General features: G+C 66.1%; 26 protein-coding genes. 7 read left to right on the top strand and 19 right to left on the bottom strand.

From position 1 onward, the window contains the following. Positions 1–5: 5 nt before the first annotated feature. Positions 6–1,262 (bottom strand): deoxyguanosinetriphosphate triphosphohydrolase, encoded by a 1,257-nt coding sequence (locus AC5Y4N_RS15150; RefSeq protein ID WP_499911123.1) that lies wholly within the window; start codon positions 1,260–1,262, stop codon positions 6–8. A 41-nt stretch (positions 1,263–1,303) separates the two neighbouring features. Between AC5Y4N_RS15150 and AC5Y4N_RS15145 the strand changes: the two genes are divergently transcribed. After that, positions 1,304–3,301, top strand: coding sequence for a TPM domain-containing protein (locus AC5Y4N_RS15145; protein WP_499911124.1), 1,998 nt, complete (start codon positions 1,304–1,306; stop codon positions 3,299–3,301). 88 nt (positions 3,302–3,389) lie between these two features. Here the strand turns inward: AC5Y4N_RS15145 and AC5Y4N_RS15140 are convergent, their stop codons facing one another. Beyond that, a complete protein-coding gene (locus AC5Y4N_RS15140) occupies positions 3,390–4,820 on the bottom strand; it encodes a glycine--tRNA ligase (protein WP_499911263.1) in 1,431 nt (476 codons plus the stop codon). Between the two features lie 42 nt (positions 4,821–4,862). On the opposite strand from AC5Y4N_RS15140, the gene AC5Y4N_RS15135 reads away from it, so the two are divergent. Together AC5Y4N_RS15135 and AC5Y4N_RS15130 are read left to right on the top strand one after the other, a co-directional pair. Beyond that, positions 4,863–5,222, top strand: coding sequence for an ArsR/SmtB family transcription factor (locus tag AC5Y4N_RS15135; protein WP_499911125.1), 360 nt, complete (start codon positions 4,863–4,865; stop codon positions 5,220–5,222). Next, complete coding sequence (locus AC5Y4N_RS15130; RefSeq protein ID WP_499911126.1) at positions 5,219–5,614, top strand: Fur family transcriptional regulator; 396 nt, start codon at positions 5,219–5,221, stop codon at positions 5,612–5,614. Before AC5Y4N_RS15135 ends, AC5Y4N_RS15130 begins: the two co-directional genes overlap by 4 nt. Here the strand turns inward: AC5Y4N_RS15130 and AC5Y4N_RS15125 are convergent. Genes AC5Y4N_RS15125 through recO form a run of 3 tightly spaced genes read right to left on the bottom strand, consistent with a single transcriptional unit; the run spans position 5,611 to position 7,674 of the window. Further along, positions 5,611–5,994 (bottom strand): hypothetical protein, encoded by a 384-nt coding sequence (locus AC5Y4N_RS15125; RefSeq protein ID WP_499911127.1) that lies wholly within the window; start codon positions 5,992–5,994, stop codon positions 5,611–5,613. The two genes, AC5Y4N_RS15130 and AC5Y4N_RS15125, sit on opposite strands and share 4 nt — an antisense overlap. Beyond that, entirely contained in the window at positions 5,994–6,884 is an 891-nt protein-coding gene (locus AC5Y4N_RS15120) for a decaprenyl diphosphate synthase (RefSeq protein ID WP_499911128.1), read from the bottom strand. The genes AC5Y4N_RS15125 and AC5Y4N_RS15120 overlap by 1 nt, the downstream gene beginning before the upstream one ends. After that, positions 6,868–7,674, bottom strand: a complete 807-nt coding sequence (recO, locus tag AC5Y4N_RS15115; RefSeq protein ID WP_499911129.1) for a DNA repair protein RecO — start codon at positions 7,672–7,674, stop codon at positions 6,868–6,870. The genes AC5Y4N_RS15120 and recO overlap by 17 nt, the downstream gene beginning before the upstream one ends. A 337-nt stretch (positions 7,675–8,011) precedes the next feature. Here recO and AC5Y4N_RS15110 point away from each other — a divergent pair, with 337 nt between their 5' ends. After that, entirely contained in the window at positions 8,012–8,422 is a 411-nt protein-coding gene (locus AC5Y4N_RS15110) for a CAP domain-containing protein (RefSeq protein WP_499911265.1), read from the top strand. Here the strand turns inward: AC5Y4N_RS15110 and era are convergent. The 8 genes from era to hrcA form a co-directional block, all read right to left on the bottom strand. After that, positions 8,419–9,321 carry a GTPase Era gene (era, locus tag AC5Y4N_RS15105; RefSeq protein ID WP_499911130.1) on the bottom strand — a complete coding sequence of 301 codons (903 nt, stop codon included), beginning with the start codon at positions 9,319–9,321 and terminating at the stop codon, positions 8,419–8,421. The genes AC5Y4N_RS15110 and era overlap by 4 nt on opposite strands. A 72-nt stretch (positions 9,322–9,393) precedes the next feature. Further along, positions 9,394–9,705 carry a cytidine deaminase-like protein gene (locus AC5Y4N_RS15100; protein ID WP_499914487.1) on the bottom strand — a complete coding sequence of 104 codons (312 nt, stop codon included), beginning with the start codon at positions 9,703–9,705 and terminating at the stop codon, positions 9,394–9,396. Further along, complete coding sequence (locus tag AC5Y4N_RS15095; protein WP_499911132.1) at positions 9,699–10,988, bottom strand: hemolysin family protein; 1,290 nt, start codon at positions 10,986–10,988, stop codon at positions 9,699–9,701. The genes AC5Y4N_RS15100 and AC5Y4N_RS15095 overlap by 7 nt, the downstream gene beginning before the upstream one ends. Beyond that, entirely contained in the window at positions 10,985–11,521 is a 537-nt protein-coding gene (ybeY, locus tag AC5Y4N_RS15090) for an rRNA maturation RNase YbeY (RefSeq protein ID WP_499911133.1), read from the bottom strand. The genes AC5Y4N_RS15095 and ybeY overlap by 4 nt, the downstream gene beginning before the upstream one ends. A gap of 31 nt (positions 11,522–11,552) precedes the next feature. Then, positions 11,553–12,590 (bottom strand): PhoH family protein, encoded by a 1,038-nt coding sequence (locus tag AC5Y4N_RS15085; protein ID WP_499911134.1) that lies wholly within the window; start codon positions 12,588–12,590, stop codon positions 11,553–11,555. Between the two features lie 96 nt (positions 12,591–12,686). Then, positions 12,687–13,430, bottom strand: a complete 744-nt coding sequence (locus AC5Y4N_RS15080) for a 16S rRNA (uracil(1498)-N(3))-methyltransferase (protein ID WP_499911135.1) — start codon at positions 13,428–13,430, stop codon at positions 12,687–12,689. After that, on the bottom strand, positions 13,431–14,570 hold the full coding sequence (gene dnaJ / locus AC5Y4N_RS15075; protein ID WP_499911136.1) for a molecular chaperone DnaJ: 1,140 nt from the start codon (positions 14,568–14,570) through the stop codon (positions 13,431–13,433). It abuts the gene before it with no gap. 30 nt (positions 14,571–14,600) lie between these two features. Beyond that, entirely contained in the window at positions 14,601–15,632 is a 1,032-nt protein-coding gene (gene hrcA, locus AC5Y4N_RS15070) for a heat-inducible transcriptional repressor HrcA (RefSeq protein ID WP_499911137.1), read from the bottom strand. A gap of 122 nt (positions 15,633–15,754) precedes the next feature. Here hrcA and AC5Y4N_RS15065 point away from each other — a divergent pair, with 122 nt between their 5' ends. Beyond that, positions 15,755–16,069 (top strand): type II toxin-antitoxin system VapB family antitoxin, encoded by a 315-nt coding sequence (locus tag AC5Y4N_RS15065; RefSeq protein WP_499911138.1) that lies wholly within the window; start codon positions 15,755–15,757, stop codon positions 16,067–16,069. Between the two features lie 130 nt (positions 16,070–16,199). Here the strand turns inward: AC5Y4N_RS15065 and hemW are convergent, their stop codons facing one another. The 6 genes from hemW to AC5Y4N_RS15035 are packed head-to-tail and all read right to left on the bottom strand — an operon-like array spanning position 16,200 to position 20,158. Continuing rightward, the gene (hemW, locus tag AC5Y4N_RS15060; RefSeq protein WP_499911139.1) at positions 16,200–17,324 is read right to left on the bottom strand and encodes a radical SAM family heme chaperone HemW; all 1,125 of its coding nucleotides are present in this window, start codon (positions 17,322–17,324) and stop codon (positions 16,200–16,202) included. Continuing rightward, the gene (locus tag AC5Y4N_RS15055) at positions 17,321–17,659 is read right to left on the bottom strand and encodes a hypothetical protein (RefSeq protein ID WP_499911140.1); all 339 of its coding nucleotides are present in this window, start codon (positions 17,657–17,659) and stop codon (positions 17,321–17,323) included. The genes hemW and AC5Y4N_RS15055 overlap by 4 nt, the downstream gene beginning before the upstream one ends. Before the next feature lies 1 nt (position 17,660). Continuing rightward, complete coding sequence (locus AC5Y4N_RS15050) at positions 17,661–18,068, bottom strand: hypothetical protein (RefSeq protein WP_499911141.1); 408 nt, start codon at positions 18,066–18,068, stop codon at positions 17,661–17,663. Continuing rightward, positions 18,065–18,496, bottom strand: a complete 432-nt coding sequence (locus AC5Y4N_RS15045; RefSeq protein WP_499911142.1) for a hypothetical protein — start codon at positions 18,494–18,496, stop codon at positions 18,065–18,067. Before AC5Y4N_RS15045 ends, AC5Y4N_RS15050 begins: the two co-directional genes overlap by 4 nt. A 1-nt stretch (position 18,497) precedes the next feature. Next, a complete protein-coding gene (locus tag AC5Y4N_RS15040; RefSeq protein WP_499911143.1) occupies positions 18,498–18,905 on the bottom strand; it encodes a hypothetical protein in 408 nt (135 codons plus the stop codon). Next, positions 18,902–20,158, bottom strand: a complete 1,257-nt coding sequence (locus AC5Y4N_RS15035) for a CHAP domain-containing protein (RefSeq protein WP_499911144.1) — start codon at positions 20,156–20,158, stop codon at positions 18,902–18,904. The genes AC5Y4N_RS15040 and AC5Y4N_RS15035 overlap by 4 nt, the downstream gene beginning before the upstream one ends. A 148-nt stretch (positions 20,159–20,306) precedes the next feature. Between AC5Y4N_RS15035 and AC5Y4N_RS15030 the strand changes: the two genes are divergently transcribed. Both AC5Y4N_RS15030 and AC5Y4N_RS15025 read left to right on the top strand, forming a co-directional pair. After that, positions 20,307–20,408, top strand: a complete 102-nt coding sequence (locus AC5Y4N_RS15030; RefSeq protein WP_499911145.1) for an Ms4527A family Cys-rich leader peptide — start codon at positions 20,307–20,309, stop codon at positions 20,406–20,408. 122 nt (positions 20,409–20,530) lie between these two features. Continuing rightward, a complete protein-coding gene (locus AC5Y4N_RS15025; protein ID WP_499911146.1) occupies positions 20,531–22,234 on the top strand; it encodes a nitrite/sulfite reductase in 1,704 nt (567 codons plus the stop codon). Positions 22,235–22,334: the final 100 nt, after the last annotated feature.

Raw genomic sequence — 22,334 nt, 5'->3', positions numbered from 1 at the left:
GGAGCTCAGTCTAAAGCCGCCTCGAGACGCTCAATGCGGCCTTCGGTGAACGACGCGATCTGGTCGACGACCACCCGCACGCGCCCGCCGTCGTCGGGCGCGGCATTGAACATCGGCGCGAACAGCGGGTCGAGGGTGGCCGGCGCGCCGGCGAGCAACCACTGCGCCACCCGATGGATGCGTTCTCGCTGCCGCTCCTGCAGTGCCAGATGGCGCGGATCCGACATGATGTATTGCAGCGCAAGGGTTTTAAGTACCGCGACCTCGGCCCGGACCAGGGCCGGCACAAGGAGGTCGGCTTCGTGGCGGCCCAGCGGCCCGTCGCCCGCGGACTTCCTGGTCTCGGCGATCGCCGCGGACGCGAACCTGCCCACCAACTCGCTGGTCAGCCGCTTGAGCGACGCTGACGACGCCAGGGTGGCGTCGTACTTGCCGACCGCAGCCACCACCGGCAGCCGCGACAGCCTGTCGGCCGCCGCGACCAGGTCGTCGGCCGACAGGCCCGCGAACTCGCCGGCGCCGAGCCGGCCGAGCGCAGCCGCCGCATCGTCGTCGGCGAGCACCCGCAAGTCGATCCGCCCGGAGATCACCCCGTCCTCGACGTCGTGCACCGAGTACGCGACGTCGTCGGCCCAGTCCATCACCTGCGCCTCCAAACACGGCCGGTCCGGCGGGGCGCCGTCGCGGACCCACGCGAGCACGTCGACGTCCTCGGCGTACGCACCGAACTTGCGTACGTCGGGCCGTCGCAGCCACGGATACTTGGTGACGGCATCCAGCGCGGCGCGCGTCAGATTCAGCCCGGCGCTGTTGCCTTGAGCGTCAAGAGCTTTGGGCTCGAGACACGACAGGATCCGCAAGTTCTGGGCATTGCCCTCGAAGCCGCCGTACTCGGCCGCGAAATCATCGAGCGCCTTCTCGCCGTTGTGGCCGTACGGCGGATGGCCGATGTCGTGGGCCAGGCCGGCCAGGTCGACCAAATCGGGATCGCAGCCCAGGCCAACCGCCATTCCGCGACCGATCTGGGCCACTTCGAGCGAATGCGTGAGGCGAGTGCGCGGTGTGTCACTCTCGCGCGGCCCGACCACCTGGGTCTTGTCGGCCAATCGGCGCAACGCAGCGCTATGCAGGACGCGGGCCCGGTCCCGGGCGAAGTCGGTGCGATGTTCGGCATGGGTGCCGGGCAGCGCAGCTTGTTTGGGCGCCTCGACCACCATCCGCTCGCGGTCGTGCGCGGTGTAGTTGTGCTCGTTCGCGGTCACCGAGCCACAGTCTGCCAGCACCGTTCATTAGATTGGCCACCATGCGCTCTGTCCGCCTCCCCGGCGTCGGTGCCCGTCTGCTCGGCGTCCTTTTCGCCGTTCTGGCCGCGATCGTGCTCGTCGCGCCTCACGCCGTCGCAGAGCCACCGTTCCGCCTGCCGGGCTACGTCACAGACCGCGCGGATGCGCTCACGACTACTCAGCGCGCGCAGGTGCAGGCCGCGATCGACAAGCTCTACAGCGACCGCAAAACTCGCCTGTGGGTGGTCTACGTCGACGACTTCGCCGGTCTTGGCGCCGAGAGCTGGGCCAAAAGCACCTATAGGACAAGCGATCTCGGTGATTTCGACGCGATCCTGGCGATCGCGACCGTCGACCGGGCCTACGCGTTCCTTGTGCCAGACAGCGTCAAGAATGTCAGCGCAAGCCGGGTGGACGACATCCGGCGCAATCAGATCGAACCGGCACTGCGCAACGACGACTGGGCAGGTGCCGCGGTGGCCGCAGCGAACGGCCTCGGCACGACGGGAAAGTCGTCGTTCTCCTGGCGAACGCTGATTGTGGTGGCAGGCCTCATTGTGGTCGCCTTGGCGGTGCTGATGGCATTGATGCGCTGGCGCCGGCGCCGCAGGCGTGCGGCCGAATTCGCCGCTGCGCGCCGAATCGACGCGACGAACCCGCAGCTACTCGGTTCGGTTTCGCTCGACGTGCTCGACGACCTCTCCAAAGAGAAGGTGGTCGACGTCGACAACGCTGTGCGCAGCAGTGAGAATGAGCTGGCTTTAGCGATCGAGGAATTCGGACCCGAGAGGACCGAGCCCTTCACGCGTGCTGTCAACAACGCGAAGTCGGCTCTGGCACAAGCGTTTGCGGTTCGCCAGCAGCTCGACGACGCCATTCCCGAAACGCCGGCGCAGCGCCGCGAACTGCTGACCCGGGTGATCGTCTCCGCCGCTCAAGCCGACCGTGAACTCGACGCACAGAAGGAAGCGTTCGAGCAGCTGCGCGACCTCGTGATCAATGCCCCAGACAAACTCGACACGTTGACCCAGCAGCTCGTCGAGCTCACGGCCAGAATCGCGCCGGCTGATCAGAAGATGGCCGCCCTGCGCACGGAATTCGATAGTGCCGCCTTGGCTTCGGTGTCCGGCAATGTGACCGCGGCTCAGGAGCGTCTGACGTTCGCCGAGCAGAACATCACGCGCGCGCGGGAGTTGGCGGCGCGTCCGGTCGCCGGCCAGCAGGCCGAGCTGGTCGACACGGTGCGTGCAGCCGAGTCGGCGCTGGCACAAGCCCGGTCGCTGCTCGACGCCGTGGACTCAGCAGAAAGTGACATCAAACGCGCCGCGGCGATGCTGCCGTCGGCGATCGCCGACATCCAAAACGGCATCACGCAAGCCGACGCGCAACTTCGCGAAGGCAACGTCCCTCATGCGACTGAACTCGCAGCCGCCCGCAGTGCCGCCGTCACCGCCGTCGAATCCGCACGAGACCGGGGCGCGGCCGACCCGCTTGGTGCGTTCACCCAACTCACCAAGGCCGACGCCGAGCTCGACCGGCTGCTGGCCAGCGTCGCCGAGGAGCGCGTTGCGGCCGAACGGCTCTCCCGCGCTTTCGACCAGGCACTTTTCACCGCGCAGTCGCGGGTGCGGGCGGTGTCGGACTACATCGACACCCGCCGCGGAAGCATCGGGCCGGAGGCCCGAACCCGGCTCTCTGAGGCTCTTCGGCAACTCGAGGCGGCCCAGGCCATTCGGGCGGCCGACCTGAATCAGGCAATGGCGTACGCCAACGGCGCCTCGATGCTGGCGGCGCAGGCGCAGTCGTTGGCCAACGCCGACGTGCAGAACGCCCAGCGGCTCTATTCCGGGCGGTTCGGCCGCGGCGGCTCGGACATGGGGGCGATGATCGGGGGCATCATCATCGGCAACATCCTCAGCGGGGCGCTGCGTGGCGGGTTCGGTGGCTGGAGCTCGACCGGATTCGGCGGGTCGACGAGCAACTCGGGCGATTTCTTCGGCGGCGGCGGCCGCTTCTGACCCCTTGCTGATCGACCGCGAGCGTGCGTGCCGGTACGGTTCTGGCCGGCGTGTCGCCGTGCAGACCCGCACGCTCGCGCCAAAAAAGTCAGCCGCGCAGCCGCTTGGCCAGATAGTCGGCGACCCCGTCGATCGGGATCCGGTCCTGCGTCATGTCGTCACGTTCGCGCACGGTCACGGCGTTGTCGTCGAGCGTGTCGAAATCGATTGTGACGCAATACGGTGTGCCGATCTCGTCCTGCCGGCGGTACCGCCGTCCGATCGCGCCGGCATCGTCGAACTCCACGTTCCAGTTCTTGCGTAGTTCGGCGGCGAGATCGCGCGCTTTCGGCGACAAGTCGGCGTGGCGCGACAGCGGCAGCACCGCCACCTTCACCGGCGCGAGCCGCGGGTCCAGCCGCAACACCGTGCGTTTCTCCATGACGCCCTTGGCATTTGGCGCCTCGTCCTCGGTGTAGGCGTCGATCAGGAATGCCATGAACGACCGCGTTAACCCCGCCGCCGGCTCGATGACGTAGGGGATGTAGCGCGTGTCGGTGGCCTGGTCGTAGTAGGACAGGTCGACGCCCGAGTGCTCGGCGTGCGTCTTCAAGTCGAAGTCGGTGCGATTGGCGATGCCTTCCAGCTCACCCCACGGGTTGCCTTGGAACCCGAACTTGTACTCGATGTCGACAGTGCGGTCCGAGTAATGCGACAGCTTGTCTTTGGGATGCTCGAACAGCCGCAGGTTGTCCCGCTTGATACCGAGGTCGACGTACCACTCCAGCCGGGTGTCGATCCAATACTGGTGCCACTGCGGCGCGGTGTGCGGCTCGACGAAGAATTCCATCTCCATCTGCTCGAACTCGCGGGTGCGGAAGATGAAGTTGCCCGGTGTGATCTCGTTGCGAAAGCTCTTGCCTATCTGACCGATTCCGAACGGTGGCTTCTTGCGCGACGTCGTCATCACATTCGCAAAGTTCACGAAAATGCCTTGGGCGGTCTCTGGCCGCAAATAGTGCAGGCCTTCCTCGGTTTCGATGGGCCCGAGGTAGGTCTTGAGCATCATGTTGAATTCACGCGGCTCGGTCCACTGGCCTTTGGTCCCGCAATCCGGGCACACGATTTCGGCCACCGGCACCGACTCGGGATCCGTCAACCCCTTCTTGGCGGCATACGCCTCCTGCAGATGATCCTGGCGATGCCGCTTGTGGCAGTTCAGGCATTCCACCAGCGGATCGTGGAAGACCTCGACGTGTCCCGAGGCCACCCAGACCGCGCGCGGCAGGATGATCGAGGTGTCGATGCCGACGACGTCGTCGCGGCCGGTGACCACCGCCTGCCACCACTGGCGCTTGATGTTCTCCTTGAGCTCGACACCGAGCGGGCCGTAGTCCCAGGCTGACCGCGTGCCGCCGTAGATTTCGCCGGACGGGTACACCAACCCGCGGCGCTTGGCCAGGTTGACGACGGTATCGATCACGGATGCCACGGGTAGCCAGCGTAATCGGCCGCGCGCTGCGCCAAGCGGGCCGCCCAACCCGCTGTCGCATGCGTGGTCACGCATGTAATCTGGCCACTAATGGAAACGGTTTCCACTTTGGCGCAAGCGCATCAGCAACACCGGCACGGACAAGCGCCGGGTCAGCTGCCCCCGCGCCATGTGCTCGACACCGCCGGCGACATCCTGCGGGCGTTGGCTGCCCCCGTGCGCATTGCGATCGTGTTGCAGCTGCTGGAGTCGCAGCGCTGCGTGCACGAGCTTGTCGACGCGCTCGGGGTACCGCAGCCGCTGGTCAGCCAGCACCTGAAGATCCTCAAGGCCGCGGGCGTGGTGCAAGGTGAACGATCCGGCCGCGAGGTGCTCTACCGGCTGGTCGACCAGCATCTGGCCCACATTGTCACCGCCGCGGTCACCCATGCCGCCGAGGAGACGACGTGACCGGGGCCGGTGTGCGCAGTACTCGACAACGCGCAGCGATCACCGCCCTACTGGACTCCCTCGACGACTTCCGCTCCGCCCAGGAGATTCACGACGAACTCCGCCGCCGTGGCGAAGGCATCGGACTGACCACCGTCTACCGCACACTGCAGTCGCTGTCGGCGGCCGGCGCCGTCGACACGTTGCGCACCGACACCGGCGAGTCCGTCTACCGCCGCTGCTCGACGCACCACCACCACCATCTGGTGTGCCGCGCCTGCGGATTCACGGTCGAGGTTCAAGGCGGCCAGGTCGAGGCGTGGGCAGCCGAAGTGGCTGCCGCACATGGTTTTTCGGAGGCAAGCCACACCATTGAGATCTTCGGGACCTGTGCCTCCTGCGCGCGAGGCTAATCGGTCAGCGCGCGACGCACGTCGGCGCCCGTGGACAGCACCATCAGGATCAACGTGCGCAGTGCCTCGTCGGTGAGACCGGTACCCGGAAAGTTGTAGCGCAGCAACACTTCTCCGATCCGCTTCTTCTCGATCAGCGTGACCGTGCCGAGCATGGTGTCGCGGGCATGTTCGGCGATCTTGGCCCGGACACCGCGGTCCAGCGGGATGTCCCACGCCAGGATCTGCGACAGCGACACCAACTCTAGACCCTCGGCAACGGTGACCACCCGCAGCGACGCCAACGTCCCGTCGTGCTGAACCGTCAACGCGCCGTCGTCTTCATCCCGCACCGACAGCACGCCGGACAGCACGTCACGCAACCGCTGTTGCAGCGTCATTACGCTCGACCGAATCTCCGGTTGCGGCGGACGTACTCCTCGCATGCCTCCCACAGATCCCGCCGGTCGTAGTCCGGCCACAGCTTGTCCTGGAACACGTACTCGGCGTAGGCCGCCTGCCACAACATGAAGTTGCTTGCCCGCTGCTCCCCCGATGTGCGGATGAACAGGTCGACGTCCGGAATGTCGGGCCGGTGAAGGTGTTTGGCCACCGTGGCCTCGGTGATCCGGTTGGGATTGATCCGCCCGGCCGCGGCCAGCCGAGCGATTTCCTTTGTGGCCTCGACGATTTCGGTGCGGCCACCGTAGTTGACGCAGTAATTGATGGTGATGACGTCGTTGTGCAGCGTCATCTGTTCGGCGATCTCGAACTCTTTGATCACGCTGCGCCACATGCGCGGGCGCGAACCGACCCAGCGCATTCGCACCCCCATCGCGTTGAGGTTCTCCCGCCGGCGCCGTACCACTTCGCGGTTGAAGCCCATGAGGAAGCGCACCTCTTCGGTGCTGCGCTTCCAATTCTCGGTGGAGAACGCGTAAACCGTGAGGTGCTTGATGCCGATCTCGATGGCTCCGCACGTTATGTCGATGAGCACCGCCTCACCCATCTTGTGCCCTTCGGTGCGGTGCAGGCCGCGCTGCGTGGCCCAGCGGCCGTTGCCGTCCATGACGACCGCGACGTGACGCGGCAGCTGGTCGGCGGGGATCTGCGGTGCTGCGGCTTTGGACGTGTGCTGTGGCGGACGTCTCGGTCCACCGCCTGGCGCAGGCGGCAGCTCGGGGAACGGCACCGGCCATACCGATTTGTCGGGGAAGGTCGGATAGTCGTCAGGCGCCGGCGGCAGTTGCGGGAATTTGGCCTTGCGCCTGCGCTCAGCTCCCCGAATCACGCGCCATATCCTGCCCGAACAGCGCCACCCCGTGGTCGCCGACTGCGCGATCCACCCGATCGATGCGTTCCACCAGCGGCAACGTCCGTAGCTGGCGTTCCAGATGCCACTGCAAGTGCGCAGCCACCAGCCCGCTGGCGTGGCTGCGATGCGACGGCGGCGCCGCCTGCGCGTAGTCCCAGTCGCCGTCGTGCAATGCCGACATCAGATCCAGCACCCCGACTGGTGGCGTAGACGACCCCGCTGGCCGGCAGTGCACACACACGCTGCCGCCGGCCGCGACATGGAACGCCCGGTGCGGCCCGGGCGCTGCGCAGCGGGCGCACTCGGTGAGCGCCGGCGCCCAGCCCGCGATTCCCATGGCTCGCAGCAAATAGGCGTCCAGCACCAGTTCTCGCGGGCGCGCTCCGTCGGCCACCGCGCGCAGGGCTCCGACGGTGAGCCGGTGCAGCGCAGGGACGGGGACGCGCTCTTCTCCGGCCAGCCGTTCGGCGGTTTCCAGCACCGCACATGCGCAGGTATAGCGGCCATAGTCGCTGACGATGTCCGTGGCGAAGGCGTCGATGGAGACCACCTGCGTGACGATGTCGAGGTTGCGGCCGGGATGCAGCTGGACATCGATGTGGGCGAACGGCTCCAACCGCGCCCCGAACTTGCTGCGGGTGCGCCGCACCCCCTTGGCGACCGCACGCACCAGCCCGTGCTCACGGGTGAGCAGGGTGACGATCCGGTCAGCCTCGCCGAGCTTGTGCTGGCGCAGCACAACCGCCCGGTCCCGGTACAACCGCATTGATTCAGTTTCCCATCACAAGCCGACATACCCGGTATGCACCGCCGATTAATGTCGGGCCGCGTCGAAACCGGCGCTTGCCGACGCCGTAGTCGACAACGCCGAGAGCCGCTGCTGGTCTCCACTGGCCACCGAGCTCGAGGGTATCCACGGCTGGGCCGTTGCGGCGTCGGCGTAGCAGCCGATTTCGGGTATTCCCACTTCACCGGGATCACCCGGTGGTTAGCATCTGGTTTGCTAGAGCAGTGCAGCGAGCCGTTTGCGAGGCAGCGTGACGATCAAGCGCACGGTCGCCAGGGTCAGCTCGGTCTGTGCTGCGCTCGTCGTATTCGGTGGTGTGGCCCAATCACCAGCCGTCGCAGACGATTTCGGCACCGCCGTGTACAACGGCGTCAAGGTGCTGCGGCAGGCATGCCCCACGATGCGCACCGATGCCCGGTTGACCGCCGCCGCGCAGCGTCATGCCGACGACATGCTGCGGACTGGAGTCGACGGCCATGCCGGTTCGGACGGTTCGACACCGCAGAGCAGGATCGCCGATGCCGGCTACACCCAGGCCACGCGCACCGGTGAGATCGTTTATTGGGGCACAGGCGCTTTGGCCACAGTCGCGGCGGCGCTGGACGCATGGATGAACAGCCCGCCGCACCGGGCGATCATCACCGATTGCGCGTACAACGCGGGAGGGTTCGCAACGGCGTCGAACGGCGCCAAGATGGTTGCCGTCGTCGACTTCGCGGGAAGCTAAAAGCCAAGCCTGCCCAGCTGTTTCGGATCCCGCTGCCAGTTCTTGGCGACCTTGACCCGCAGATCCAGATACACCTTGGTCCCGAGCAGCTTCTCGATCTGCATGCGTGCCGCGGTGCCAACCTCACGCAACCGCGTGCCGCCTTTGCCGATGACGATGCCTTTTTGGCTGTCGCGTTCGACGTAGAGGATCGCGTGCACGTCGATCAGATCGTCACGATCGGGTCGTCGATTCACCTCGTCGATCACCACGGCCAGCGAATGCGGCAGCTCGTCGCCGAGGCCCTCGAGCGCGGCCTCCCGGATGAGCTCGGCCATCAACACCTCTTCGGGTTCGTCGGTGAGTTCGCCGTCGGGGTAGTACGGCGGGCCGGGGGGCAGCTTGGCCGCGAGCACATCGATCAACACGTCGATCTGGTCGCCGCGGGTTGCCGACACCGGCACGATATCCGCGGCCGCGTCGCCGACGAACTCCGCGACCGCCGCGAGTTGCTGCGCCACTTCGCCCTTGGTGACTTTGTCGATCTTGGTGACGACGACGATCAGCGTGGTGTGCGGCGCCATCGTCCGGATCTGCTCGAAGATCCACCGGTCCCCCGGCCCGATTGCCTCGTCGGCGGGGATGCACAGGCCGATGACGTCGACCTCGCTGTAGGTGTCACGCACCAGGTCGTTGAGCCGCTTGCCCAACAGAGTGCGGGGGCGGTGCAATCCCGGGGTGTCGACGATGACGATCTGGAAATCGTCGCGGTGCACGATGCCGCGGATCGTGTGGCGGGTGGTCTGCGGCCGTGACGACGTGATCGCCACCTTCGCGCCCACCAGCCGGTTCATCAGCGTCGACTTGCCGGTGTTCGGCCGGCCGACGAAACAGACAAAGCCGGAACGGAATTCAGCCATTACGGCCCCTCACCGAGCGTGAGCACAGCGCGAAAAATGCGCCGGATTTTCGCGTTGGGTTCACGTTCGGCGCTACACCGGGTTTCCGGCGCGGTCGGTGACGATGATCGCCGCGTCGGCCGAGAGTTCCTGCACGGCCTTGACGCCCGGGTCGTCGGTGTCCCCGCCCACCACGACGGCGGCCTCCAGCCCGACGGCTCCGCTGGATACCGCCGCCGCGACGGCCGCCTGAAGCGCGGTGAGGCTCAGCGCAGACAAGTCCACAGGCGCAGCGGCGTAGGTGCGGCCGTCGACGTCCCGCACGGCCGCACCGCTGCTCGCGTCTGCGCGCGCCATCGCACCCCGCGCAAGCACCACCAGCTTCGAGTCCTCATCGGTCACGATTGGTCGTTCTCCTCCCGCTTGTCCGGGCTGACCAGCACAGTACTGATTCGCACGCGGCCGCGATGGTCGTGGCCGCCCTCGGCCCGCAGGCGCAGCCCATGCGACGTCACCTCAGCGCCGGGCAGCGGCACCCTGCCGAGTTCGAGCGCCACCAGGCCGCCGACCGTGTCGACGTCCAGATCCTCTTCGAACTCGATTCCGTAGAGTTCGCCGAGGTCTTCGATCGGCAGGCGGGCGGATACCCGGAAGTTCTTGTCGCCCAGATCTTCGACCGGCGCCACTTCGTCGGTGTCGTATTCGTCGGCGATCTCGCCGACGATCTCCTCCAGCACGTCTTCGATGGTCACCAGTCCGGCGATGGCGCCGTACTCGTCGACCAGCAGCGCCATGTGGTTGCGGGTGCGCTGCATCTCACGCAGCAGCGCATCGAGTGGTTTGGAGTCGGGCATGAACACCGCAGGCCGCATGACCTCGGTGACCTTGGTGTCGCGTCCACCCGTCGTCGAGTAGTACGTCTGCTGCACAAGGTCTTTGAGGTAGACGACACCGACGACGTCGTCGACGTTCTCGCCGATCACCGGGATGCGAGAGTGGCCGCTGCGCACCGCCAGGGATGTGGCTTGGCCTGCGTTCTTGTCGCTTTCGATCCACACCATTTCGGTGCGGGGCACCATCACTTCGCGTGCCGGGGTGTCGCCGAGTTCGAACACCGACTGGATCATCCGCCGCTCGTCGTCGGCCACCACGCCGCGCTGCTGCGCCAGGTCGACGACTTCACGCAACTCGATCTCGGACGCGAACGGGCCGTTGCGAAAACCACGGCCCGGTGTCAGCGCGTTGCCGATCAGCACCAGCAGCCTACTGATCGGGGTCAGCAGCACCGAGATCGCTTGCAGCGGAAGGGCCGACGCCAGCGCGATCGAATACGCGTGCTGGCGACCGAGAGTGCGCGGCGCCACACCGATGGCCACGAAGCTGATCACCACCATCAGCGACGCGGCGACGACCAGGCCCCATTGCAGCCCGAGGTCGTCCCAAAGGAACGCCACCAGCAACACCGTCGCTGCCGCTTCACAGGTGATCCGCAGCAGCACAATGAGATTGATGTAGCGGGGCCGCTCGTTCATCACCCGCGCCAGCCGCACGGCGCCGGGCCGCTCGTCGCGGACGAGTTCCTCCACTCGAGCCATCGACACGGTGCTCAGTGCGGCGTCGATGGCTGCGAACAGCCCGCCGAATGCGATCAGAACGATCGCGCCCAGTAGTGCGCCCAGACCGCTCACGGTTGGTCGAAGTACCGGGACTTGTCCAGCAGCCGACGGTCCCTTTCGGTCTGGCGATCCTTGTGGTAGGCCTGCACCTGCTCGGCCACCCACTCCTCGAGTAGGTCGCGTTGCAGGGCGAACATTTCTTTCTCCTCCTCGGGCTCGGCATGGTCGAAGCCGAGCAGATGCAGCACCCCGTGGATGGTCAGCAACGCAAGCTCGTGCCCCAGCGAATGCCCTGCTGCCGCGGCTTGTTCGGCTGCGAATTGCGGACACAGCACGATGTCGCCCAGCATGGCCGGACCCGGCTCCGGCGCGTCAGGGCGGCCGCCGGGTTCGAGTTCGTCCATCGGAAAGCTCATCACGTCGGTGGGCCCGGGCAGGTCCATCCACCGCATGTGCAGGTCGGCCATCGAGTTCGGATCCAGCAGCACCATCGACAACTCGGCGGCCGGATTGACGTTCATGCGCTCGATGACGAAGCGGGCGACGCTGATCAGTTCTGCCTCGGAGACGTCGAGCCCCGACTCGTTGGCTACTTCGATCGACATCAGTGCCGTCTCTTCTTCGCGCAAGCGCTCATCAGTGCGTCCGGTGGGCACGCGCACCCGCGGCGCGGCGCTGGGCGCGGTTCATCGACAAGGACGAGTTCTCTGCCCGCGCATAGGCGTCGACGATTTCGGTGACCAGCTTGTGGCGCACCACGTCGGCACTCGTCAGTTCCGACACTGCGATGTCGTCGATGCCGTCCAAGATCTCGACCGCCGCTCGCAGACCGGACGTGGCGCCGCCGGGCAGGTCGACCTGCGTAACGTCGCCTGTGACAACGATTTTCGAACCGAAGCCAAGACGAGTCAGAAACATCTTCATCTGCTCTGGAGTAGTGTTCTGCGCCTCGTCGAGAATGATGAACGCCGAGTTGAGCGTCCTTCCCCGCATATACCCGAGCGGCGCCACCTCGATCACCCCGGCGCTCATGAGCTTTCCGATGACTTCGGGATCCATCATGTCGTGCAGCGCGTCGTACAGCGGCCGCAGATAAGGGTCGATCTTCTCGGAGAGCGTGCCGGGCAAAAAGCCAAGGCGCTCACCGGCTTCCACCGCCGGACGGGTCAGGATGATCCGGCTGACCTGCTTCGTCTGTAACGCATTGACCGCCTTGGCCATCGCGAGATAAGTCTTGCCGGTGCCGGCCGGGCCGATACCGAACACGACGGTGTTGCCATCGATCGCGTCGACGTAGCGCTTCTGGTTGAGCGTCTTCGGCCGAATTGTCTTGCCGCCCCTGGACAAGACGTCGAGGCTCAACACTTCGGCGGGCGACTCGTTCGAGTCGCCGGTCAGCATGGTGATGCTTTGGCGCACCACGTCCGGCGTCAGTACCTGACCGCCGGCCACCAGAACGATCAGCTCGGTCACCACGCGTTCAGCCAGTGCGACATCCGCAGGGGATCCCGACAGCGACACCGTATTGCCGCGAGCGTGCAACTCAGCGGACAGCAGCCGTTCCATCGCACGCAGGTTCTCGTCGGCGGAGCCCAGCAGGCCCACGATCAGATCGGGCGGAACATCGATGCTGCTTCGAACGGTCGGGGCAGCGCTTGTCTCGCGGGGCGTCACGTGGTTACCAAAGCCTGCTTTCGGTCATGGACGATGATCCGCCAGTCTACCGCCGAGACAGATGTCCGCCCAGAGATCGACCGCGGGTAGCGCACCTCACCTGCCACTTTGGCCCCAACGCGGCGTCAGGACCCCCAGCGCGCCCAACGCGACCGCAGCGGCGGTCGACGTGCGCAGGATCGTCGGGCCAAGCCGGACCGCAACCCCGCCGGCGGCCGTCAACGCGTCGAGCTCCTCGTCGGTGATCCCGCCTTCCGGACCCACAACGAGGACAACTGAATCAGCTTGCGCGACATGCTTTTCCGACAACGCCTCCGCGGCCGACTCATGCAACACGAGCATGGTCGCGGCGCCGATGCGGTCGACCAGTTCGGCGGTGGACACCGGTCCGTCGACCGGCGGGATGTACGCCCGCCGCGACTGGCGCGCAGCCGCCCGGGCCACTGCCCGCCACCGGCGCAAGCCCTTGTCAGCACGTGCGGATTCCCAGCGCGCCACACACCGGGCGGCCTGCCAGGCGACGAACGCATCAGCGCCCGCCTCGGTGGCCGATTCGATGGCCAGCTCAGAGCGCTCGGACTTCGGCACTGCCTGCACGACAGTCACCGGGGGCGACACCGGCTCGACGCTCCACCGGCTCTGCACCCGGGCATGCAGCGCGCGCCGGTCGACGTCGCAGACCTCGCATCGGGCCAGCTCACCAGCCCCATCGCCCAGCAGGAGCGGTTCGCCGGGCCGGATCCGGCGGACTGTTGCGGCGTGAAATCCTTCGTCGCCCGCCACCGTCGCGACAGCGCCCTCGTCGGGCAGCGCGTCGACGTAGAAGAGCGCGTCCGTCACTCAGCGACCGGTGAACGTCTCGCGAAGACGGCTGAACAGGCCACCACTAGCCGCGGCGCTGGTGGCCTTCACCTCCGCGATGTCGCTGCGGCGGTGCTTCTTGAGCTGGCGCAGCAGCTCCGCGTCGCGGTGGTCGAGCCGGGTAGGCACTGTGACCTCGACATGGACATGCAGGTCACCGCGCGCGCCAGTGCGCAGGTGCGGCATACCGAGGCCGCGCATGGTGACTACCGAACCCGGTTGTGTCCCTGGCGGAATGGTGATCGCCGTGGGCCCGTCGAGGATCGCGTCGATGGTCACGTCGGTGCCGAGCGCGGCGTCGACCATCGGCACCGAAACGGTGCAGTGCAGATCGTCGCCGTCGCGCAGAAAGACCTCGTGCGGCTGTTCGTGGACCTCGACGTAGAGGTCGCCGGCAGGACCCCCGCCCGGGCCCACTTCGCCCTGAGCGGCCAACCGAACGCGCATGCCGTTGCCGACACCGGCGGGAATCTTGACGCTGATGTCGCGACGCGCGCGCACCCGGCCGTCGCCGCCGCAGCGGTAGCACGGGTCGAGGATCACTTCGCCGACCCCGCGGCAAGTGGGGCACGGCCGCGACGTCATCACTTGGCCGAGCAGCGACCGTTGCACGCTCTGCACCTCGCCGCGGCCACCGCAGGTGTCGCAGCGTACCGGCGCGGACCCGTCGTTGGTGCCCTTGCCGTGGCACTTGTCGCACAGCACCGCGGTGTCGACGGTCACCTGCTTGGTCACGCCCGTGGCGCATTCCTCGAGGTCCAGCCGCATGCGCAGCAGAGAATCGGCACCAGGCCGCACCCGACCGATCGGGCCTCGCGAGGTGGTCCCGCCACCGAAGAAGGCCTCGAACACGTCGCCCAGGCCGCCGAAACCTGTGGTAAAGCCGTTGCTGCTGGCGGCGTTTTCCATCGGGTCGCCGCCGAGGTCGACGATGCGGCGCTTCTCCGGGTCGCTGAGCACCTCGTAGGCGACGCTGATCTCCTTGAACCGCGCCTGCGCGTTCTCGTCGGGGTTGACGTCAGGATGAAGTTCGCGGGCCAGCCGCCGGTAGGCGCGTTTGATCTCCGCGTCACTGGCGTTCCTGCTCACCCCGAGCAGCCCGTAATAGTCCCGTGCCACGGTTGTTGTAGCCCTCTCTGCCGCAGGGTCCTACCTGCGACTCAAAACCTCGCCGATATACATCGCAACCGCAGCGACACTAGCGATAGTTCCCGGATAGTCCATTCGCGTGGGCCCTAACACCCCCATGCCGCCATAGATGTTGCCGTCGGCGCCATAGGTGGTGGTGACCACCGAGGTCGACGCCATTTCCTCGACCTCGGTTTCATGGCCGATGCGAACCGTCACCTTGCCTGCTTCCTGCTGCGCCTGAAGCAGCCGTAGAACCACCACCTGCTCCTCGAGAGCCTCGAGGATGGGCCGCAGCGAGCCGCCGAAATCTGCGGTGTTGCGGGTCAGGTTGGCAGTGCCACCAAGCACCAGGCGGTCCTCGGCGTGTTCGACCAGGGACTCCAGTAGCACTGTGGCAGACCGGCCGACGGCGTCACCGAGCGTGCCGCGTCCGCCGAGCTCCGAAGCCAGGTCTGCGACGGCCGCCGAGGCCGCCGATAGCCGCTTGCCGTCCAGCGCCTGGCCCAGTAGCTCGCGCAACTGCGAGAGCTGGTGTTCGTCGATGACGTCGCCGAGCTCGACGATGCGCTGGTCAACACGGCCGGAGTCGGTGATCACCACCAGCAGCAGTCGTGCCGGCGTCAGCGCGACGACCTCGACGTGGCGGACAGTCGATGCGGACAGCGTCGGGTACTGGACGACTGCCACCTGCCGCGTCAGCTGGGCCAGCAGCCTGACCGCGCGGCGCAGCACGTCGTCGAGGTCCACGCCTGACTCGAGAAAGCTCTGAATCGCGCGGCGCTCTGCGGCGGACAGCGGCTTGACGTCATCGAGCCGATCGACGAACTCGCGGTAGCCCTTTTCGGTCGGAATGCGCCCCGAGCTGGTGTGCGGCTGGGTGATGTAGCCCTCGGCCTCCAGCACGGCCATGTCATTGCGGACGGTTGCGCTCGATACGCCGAGATTGTGTCGCTCGACGAGCGTCTTGGAGCCGATCGGCTCCTTGGTGGCGACGAAGTCGGCGACGATGGCGCGCAGAACTTCGAAACGACGATCTTCGGCATTTCCCATCGCTCTACACCTCCCGCGGCATTCAGTTTACGGTGATCAACTGCGCCGATTCGCGCCGAGCGTTGGTCGCGCCTGATGCTCACAGTGCGGGCGACTACCCTTTCCCTTCATGGTGATGGCGGATGATCTTTAAGGGCGTCCGCGACGGCAAGCCCTATCCGGATCACGGTTTGTCCTACCGCGATTGGGCACAGATTCCGCCGCGTCAGATCCGCCTCGACGAGTTGGTCACGACGACGACGGTGCTCGCGTTGGACCGGCTGCTCTCTGAGGACTCGACGTTCTACGGCGACCTCTTCCCGCATGCGGTCAAGTGGAAGGGCGTGGTCTACCTGGAGGACGGGCTGCATCGGGCCGTGCGCGCCGCGCTGCGCAACCGCGTGGTGCTGCATGCGCGGCTGCTGGACATGGATGAGGTGCGGCCTCAGCAGGCGTGAGTCTCGCCTCGTCGCCTGATCGCCGTCGCCGCCTCGTCGTGGTCGCCTCGTCGCCGCCTCGTCGCCGTCGAGAACACACTTGTTTGCGTTGTTTCGCTGCTTTCGCAGGAACAAGTGTGTTCTCGGCGGGCTAACCGAGGAGCGTCCGCACGACACCGTCGGCCAGCAATCGCCCGCGGTCGGTGAGCACCAGCCTGTCAGCTTCTTGGACCAGAAGCCCGTCTGCGATCGCCACTTCCGCGCGCTGCGTTTCCGCACCCAGCATGGCGAGGGGAAGCCCGCTGCGCAGCCGGATGGAGAGCATGACGGCTTCGGTGTGCATTTCGTCGGAGCCCAGCTGCTCGGAACCTGCAATGGGCAAAGCGTTCTCGGCCAAGGCTTGCGCATATGTGTTGGGGTGTTTGATGTTCCACCATCGCGTCGAGCCGAGGAAGCCGTGCGCGCCCGGGCCGGCGCCCCACCATTCGCCGCCGTTCCAATAGCCGAGATTGTGGCGGCACTCGCCGCCGGGGCGCGCCCAGTTCGACACCTCGTACCAGTCGAAGCCGGCGTCGGAAAGCCGCTTGTCGATCAGCTCGTAGCGGTGGGCCAGCACGTCGTCGTCGGGTGCGGGGATCTCGCCGCGACGGACACGGCGGGCCAGCGCGGTGCCGTCTTCGACGACGAGCGCGTAGGCCGAGACATGGTCGACATGCGATTCGACGGCGGCCTCCACCGAGCGCAACAGGTCGTCGTCGCTCTCCCCCGGCGTGCCGTAGATGAGGTCGATGCTGACGTGCTCGAAGCCGGCGGCCCGCGCCTCGCGTGCGGCGGCCACAGCCCGTCCGGGTGAGTGGGTACGGTCCAGCACTGCAAGCACGTGCGGCGCAGTGGACTGCATGCCCAGGGAAATTCTCGTGTAGCCGGCGGCCAGCAGCGCGTCGAACAGCTGGGCGGAGGTCGACTCGGGGTTCGCTTCGGTGGTCACCTCGGCGTCGGTCGAGAGGCGGAAGTTGTCGCGGACCGCCGCCAGGACGGCAGTGAGGCGTTCGGCACCCAGGAGCGACGGGGTGCCGCCGCCGACGAACACCGTGTCGACGCTGCGCGACCCGATTTTTTCCGCAGCGAGTCGCAGTTCGGTGCGCAGCGCGTGCAGCCACGCGTCGGGGTTGGCGCCGCCCAGCTCGGCGGGCGTGTACGTGTTGAAGTCGCAGTAACCGCAGCGCGTGGCGCAGAACGGCACGTGGATGTAGATGCCGAACGGCCGACCCGTCATGCTCCCAGTCTGCCGAGCCCATTCAGGGCAGTGGCGATGCGGCTGATGCCTTCCGCGTTGTCGACCTCGGTGGCTTGGTGGGCCTGGGCGGCGGCGACGATCCTGTTGCCGGTCCCTTCCAGCTCGTCGACGGTCGATGTGAAATGAGCGCGCAAATCGTCGTTGAAGGCGACAAGTTTGGGTCCCGTCGCGAAGCCGCGGTTGCCGGCGGCGGCCGCTTCTGCCGAATCGAATAAGGATGCAATGGCTGTTCTGGCCTCATTCGCTTCGGCGGCGACTGTCGAACCCGCAGACGCGACCTGCTCGGGCGCAATTCGTATTTCGTCGCCGCTCATGTCATCCGCCTTCGCATGGGAAATTCGTGGCGGTGGCTGGAAGCCGAGCACCGGGAGGTTGGCTTGCGTCCATCGCCCCAAAACCTCCAATCAACAACCCCATGACGGTCAGCATGCCGGCGAGCAGAATCGCAGGCACAACCAGCCACCATCGTCTCCTCCACACCGCCAGCGCGAGCGAACACCACACGCACAGGATGAAAAATCCGGACAGTACGACCGTGAACCAGCCCATTACGTGGTTGTCGGGCGGTGGCAGTAGTGGGATGCAATGCCTGGCCCGCATGGCATCTTCCCAGGCCTGATCTCGCTTCCCGGAGACCTCGAGCGACAATAAGGCGCCAGCGCCATTAGCGATGGCAACGCAAGCCGATAGTGCCGCCAGCCGAACACGGGTCAGCTGGCTCACCACGCGCTCCTGCAGGGGACCCCTGACGAGTCAGCTGGAAGATGCGCGTCGCGCGGCTGGGAAGCTTCCAACGCACCGAAGCCCAGGAAGAAAAGACCCACTACCGTCAGAACAGCGGCAAGCACCAGGGCGAGCAAAATGACCCACCACCGCCTCTTCCAGGCCGCCACACCGAGTGCAGCCCAGGCGCAGATGATGAAAATCGCAGATAGCACGACGGCGAACCAGCCGACCGCATGATTGTCAGGCACAGGCGGCCAGGGAGGGTGACATTTTCGCCGGAGCATCTCGGCGTCCCAAGCATCGTTGCTCGCGCCGGATATCCGTAGCGCTCGGTCGGCGCCGATGAGGCAGGCGACGGCCACAACCCCCAGAAGTCCGGCGAGCCGGTTCCTGGTCAGCCAGCGAGCCGCCTCCGTGCCGCTCATCTCATCCGCTTCCGCACGGCAGACCACCGGTGTCCGCTGGAGCCAGGGCGTCGGCCGGATGACTCACGTCGATTTGCCCGAATCTGACGAAGAAGAAGCCAATCAATGTGAGCACACCGCACAACAGCAGGAGTGGAACCACCACCCACCACCGTCGCTTCCACATGGCCATGCCCAGTGCGCCCCACATGCAAACGAGAAATACGCTCGAGGAGACGATGGTGAACCATCCCATCGCCTGGTTGTCCGGAATCGGCAGTAATGGGTAACAGCGCCTGGCGACCATGGAATCAATCCATGCCCGATTTCGCGTTCCTGTCACGTTCAGGGAGTACCAGGCGCAAGCGAAACCGATGAGCGCTCCGAGGCTCAACAGCACAGCGAGGCGATTTCTGGTCAATCTGGTCACCATGTCTGTCGTGGTCGTACGACTGTCACGGTTTGCGCGCCTTCCGCCTGCTCGATCATCGGAAGGCGGTCTTGGGCATCGAGGTTGATAGCCCCGGGCGTGTGCTGGGTGTAGAGCACCTCGCCGTCAGGCAGGACCGCGGTGACGACGGCGACGTGGTGGCTCGACTCGCCGTCCCTGGGAGTTTCGTAGTTGAAGTACACGACGTCGCCTGGCCGAGCGTTGGAGAGTCCGACGTCCACGCCGCCGTTGTTCAGGAAGAACTCCCGCTGAGGGTCCGCGGCAGACCACGAATCCGAGTGCGTAGCCCGATCGGCATCGCGGCCACGAAATGTCAAATCCCGTGGGACATAATCGGATCCCGGCAGTTTGTACCACGACTCCGCCTCACTGATACCGAACTTGTTGTCTAACCCAGCAGCCGCAAGGGTCTCGGACACGAAGTGGGCGCAATTGTTCGGGAACCGGTCTATGCCTTCGTTACTCGCGTTCTGCAGAGCCCACCGCACAGCCTCGACCGCGTTATAGCCCTGACCCGTATTGCTCAGTTCGTCCTTGACCGCCTGCGGAATGCCGGGCAGATCGTGCAATTCGACCGGCACGGCCCGCATCAGTTGCTGCCGCTGCTTTCTCGACAGCTCCGCCCACCATGCAGCGACCTCTTCTGCGGGCAACCCGTCGGGCAGCTGATCGCGCATCTCTTGTAGCGCATCCTTCACCGCCTGGGACTGCGCCGCTTGCGCCTGATCGGTCGATACCGTGTCCGGATCGAGGCTCACCGTGTCGAGCGCATGGACGCACAGTTGGTCGGCCTGCGTGGCCGCCTCGACCGCGTCGTCGATCAGAAGCTGAAGCTTCGCGGCCTTCAGCCCGTCTTCGACGAGGTTCAGCGAGTGCGGATTGAGGTGGATGCGTCCGTCGTCATCCACCGCGAACCCCGCTGCGATCGCGTCGTCGACTGCGGCCAGCAGCTGCCGCTGCGCTATCGCAACGGCGTCCTGCAACGTGTCGACCGCAGAGGCGGCGCCGGAAGAAAGCACGCCGATGTTCGTCATCCGGTTCGCGTGCTTCACCAACTCGCCGCGCGCCAGGCTGCCGGTGTGATCCGGCCAGCTCGATTTCAGCGGCTTGGCTCCATTCGCGTGGATATTGTCCGCAGTCCGATCCGCCTGCGATGCGACTGCCTTCAGATCATCGGCAGCAATCTGCCAAAGGGTGGGCCGAGCATCTCGCAAGTCCGCAAATGAGACCACCTAACGACCGTAACAATGCGTCCGGGCCGGCCCGGACACCAATCCGCAGCGGGAATCGGGCGCGGACTTGGCGCATGTCGTGCCACTTTTTGCTCACCCTGATCGCAAATCTGGCCCGGTTAGGGGTCGCACCGGCGTTCGTGGCAGAATGGCCGACGTGACCGTCGCCAGCCTCCACTTCAACGTTTCGTTGGTAGCGCGGCGGCATGTCGACTTCAAGCGCGTCTGTAGCTGTTGCTGTCTGCCTTGACGTCGTAGACCCGCCAACCTGAACTTCCAGCTGGCTGCCGGATCTGCGCCGCCGGACAGCCCCCGGTGGATTTGCGCATTTCCCAGGCCGGCTCTGACGAGGAGCCACCCAAGATGACATCGATGAGCCGCTTGCGCGAAGAGCAACAGCCGGTGCCAGAGGCCAAATCTCGGCCCGCTCGCAAGCCGCGCGCCGAGGGCCAGTGGGCGCTCGGGTATCGCGAGCCGCTCAATGCCAACGAGCAATTCAAGAAGGACGACGACGCGCTCAACGTGCGTGACCGAATCCTCAACATCTACTCCAAGACCGGCTTCGACAGCATCGACAAGACCGACCTGCGGGGCCGGTTCCGTTGGATGGGTCTGTACACCCAGCGTGAGCAGGGCTACGACGGCACCTGGACCGGCGACGAGAACGCCGACCTGCTCGAAGCCAAGTACTTCATGATGCGGGTGCGCTGCGACGGCGGCGCACTGTCCTCCGCTGCGCTGCGTACCCTCGGCGAGATCTCCACCGAGTTCGCGAGGAATACCGCCGACATCTCCGACCGGGAGAACCTGCAGTACCACTGGATCCGCATCGAAGACGTGCCGGAGATCTGGCGGCGGCTCGACGCGGTCGGCCTGCAAACCACCGAAGCCTGCGGCGACTGCCCTCGCGTGGTGCTGGGTTCACCGCTGGCCGGGGAATCGCTCGACGAGGTGCTCGACGCCAGTTGGGCGGTCGACGAGATCGTGCGGCGCTACATCGGCAACGCCAGCTTTTCGAACCTGCCGCGCAAGTACAAGACCGCGATCTCGGGTCTGCAGGATGTCGCCCACGAGATCAACGACGTCGCGTTCATCGGCGTCAACCATCCCGAGCATGGTCCCGGACTCGACGTGTGGGTGGGCGGCGGCTTGTCGACCAATCCCATGCTGGCCCAGCGGCTCGGCGCGTGGGTGCCGCTGGCGGAGGTGCCCGACGTGTGGGAGGGCATCACCTCGGTGTTCCGTGACTACGGCTACCGCCGGCTGCGGTCCAAGGCGCGGCTGAAGTTCTTGATCAAGGACTGGGGCGTCGAGAAGTTCCGCGAAGTTCTGGAGACCGAGTACCTCAAGCGCAAGCTGATCGACGGACCAGCACCCGAGCCGGTCAAGCACCCGGTCGACCACGTCGGCGTGCAGAAACTGAAGAACGGCCGCAACGCGGTTGGCGTCGCCCCGATCGCGGGCCGGGTGTCCGGCACGATCCTCACCAAGGTTGCCGACATCGCCGAGCAGGCCGGGTCGAACCGCGTGCGGTTCACTCCGTACCAGAAATTGATTCTCCTCGACGTGCCCGACGATCAGGTCGCCACGGTCGTCGAGCAGTTGGAAGCGCTTGGCCTGCCGGCCAACCCAACGCACTGGCGCCGAAACCTGATGGCCTGCACGGGTATTGAGTTCTGCAAGCTGTCATTCGCCGACACCAAGGGCCGCTCGCACGCGCTGGTGCCGGATCTGGAGAAGCGGCTGGAGGACATCAACGCCCAGCTCGACGTGCCGATCACGGTCAACATCAACGGATGCCCGAACTCGTGTGCGCGCATCCAGGTCGCCGACATCGGTTTCAAGGGACAGATGGTCGACGACGGCGACGGACCCGTCGAGGGGTTCCAGGTCCATTTGGGCGGAAGCCTCGGCCTGGACAGCGGTTTCGGCCGCAAGCTGCGCCAGCACAAAGTGCTCAGCGACGAGCTCGGTGACTACATCGAGCGAGTGGTGCGCAACTTCGTGAAACAAAGATCCGACGGCGAGCGTTTCGCGACATGGGCAATGCGAGCGGACGAGGCGGATTTGCGATGAGCGCTTGCGCGAAGAGAGAAGAGCACCGATGAGCGCTTGCGCGAAGAGAGAAGAGCACCGATGAGCGCTTGCGCGAAGAGAGAAGAGCACCGATGAGCGC

The organism is Mycobacterium sp. NGS19 (assembly GCF_059813155.1).
Note: the sequence above shows the minus strand (reverse complement) of the source record. Positions and strands in the feature narration are given on the sequence as shown.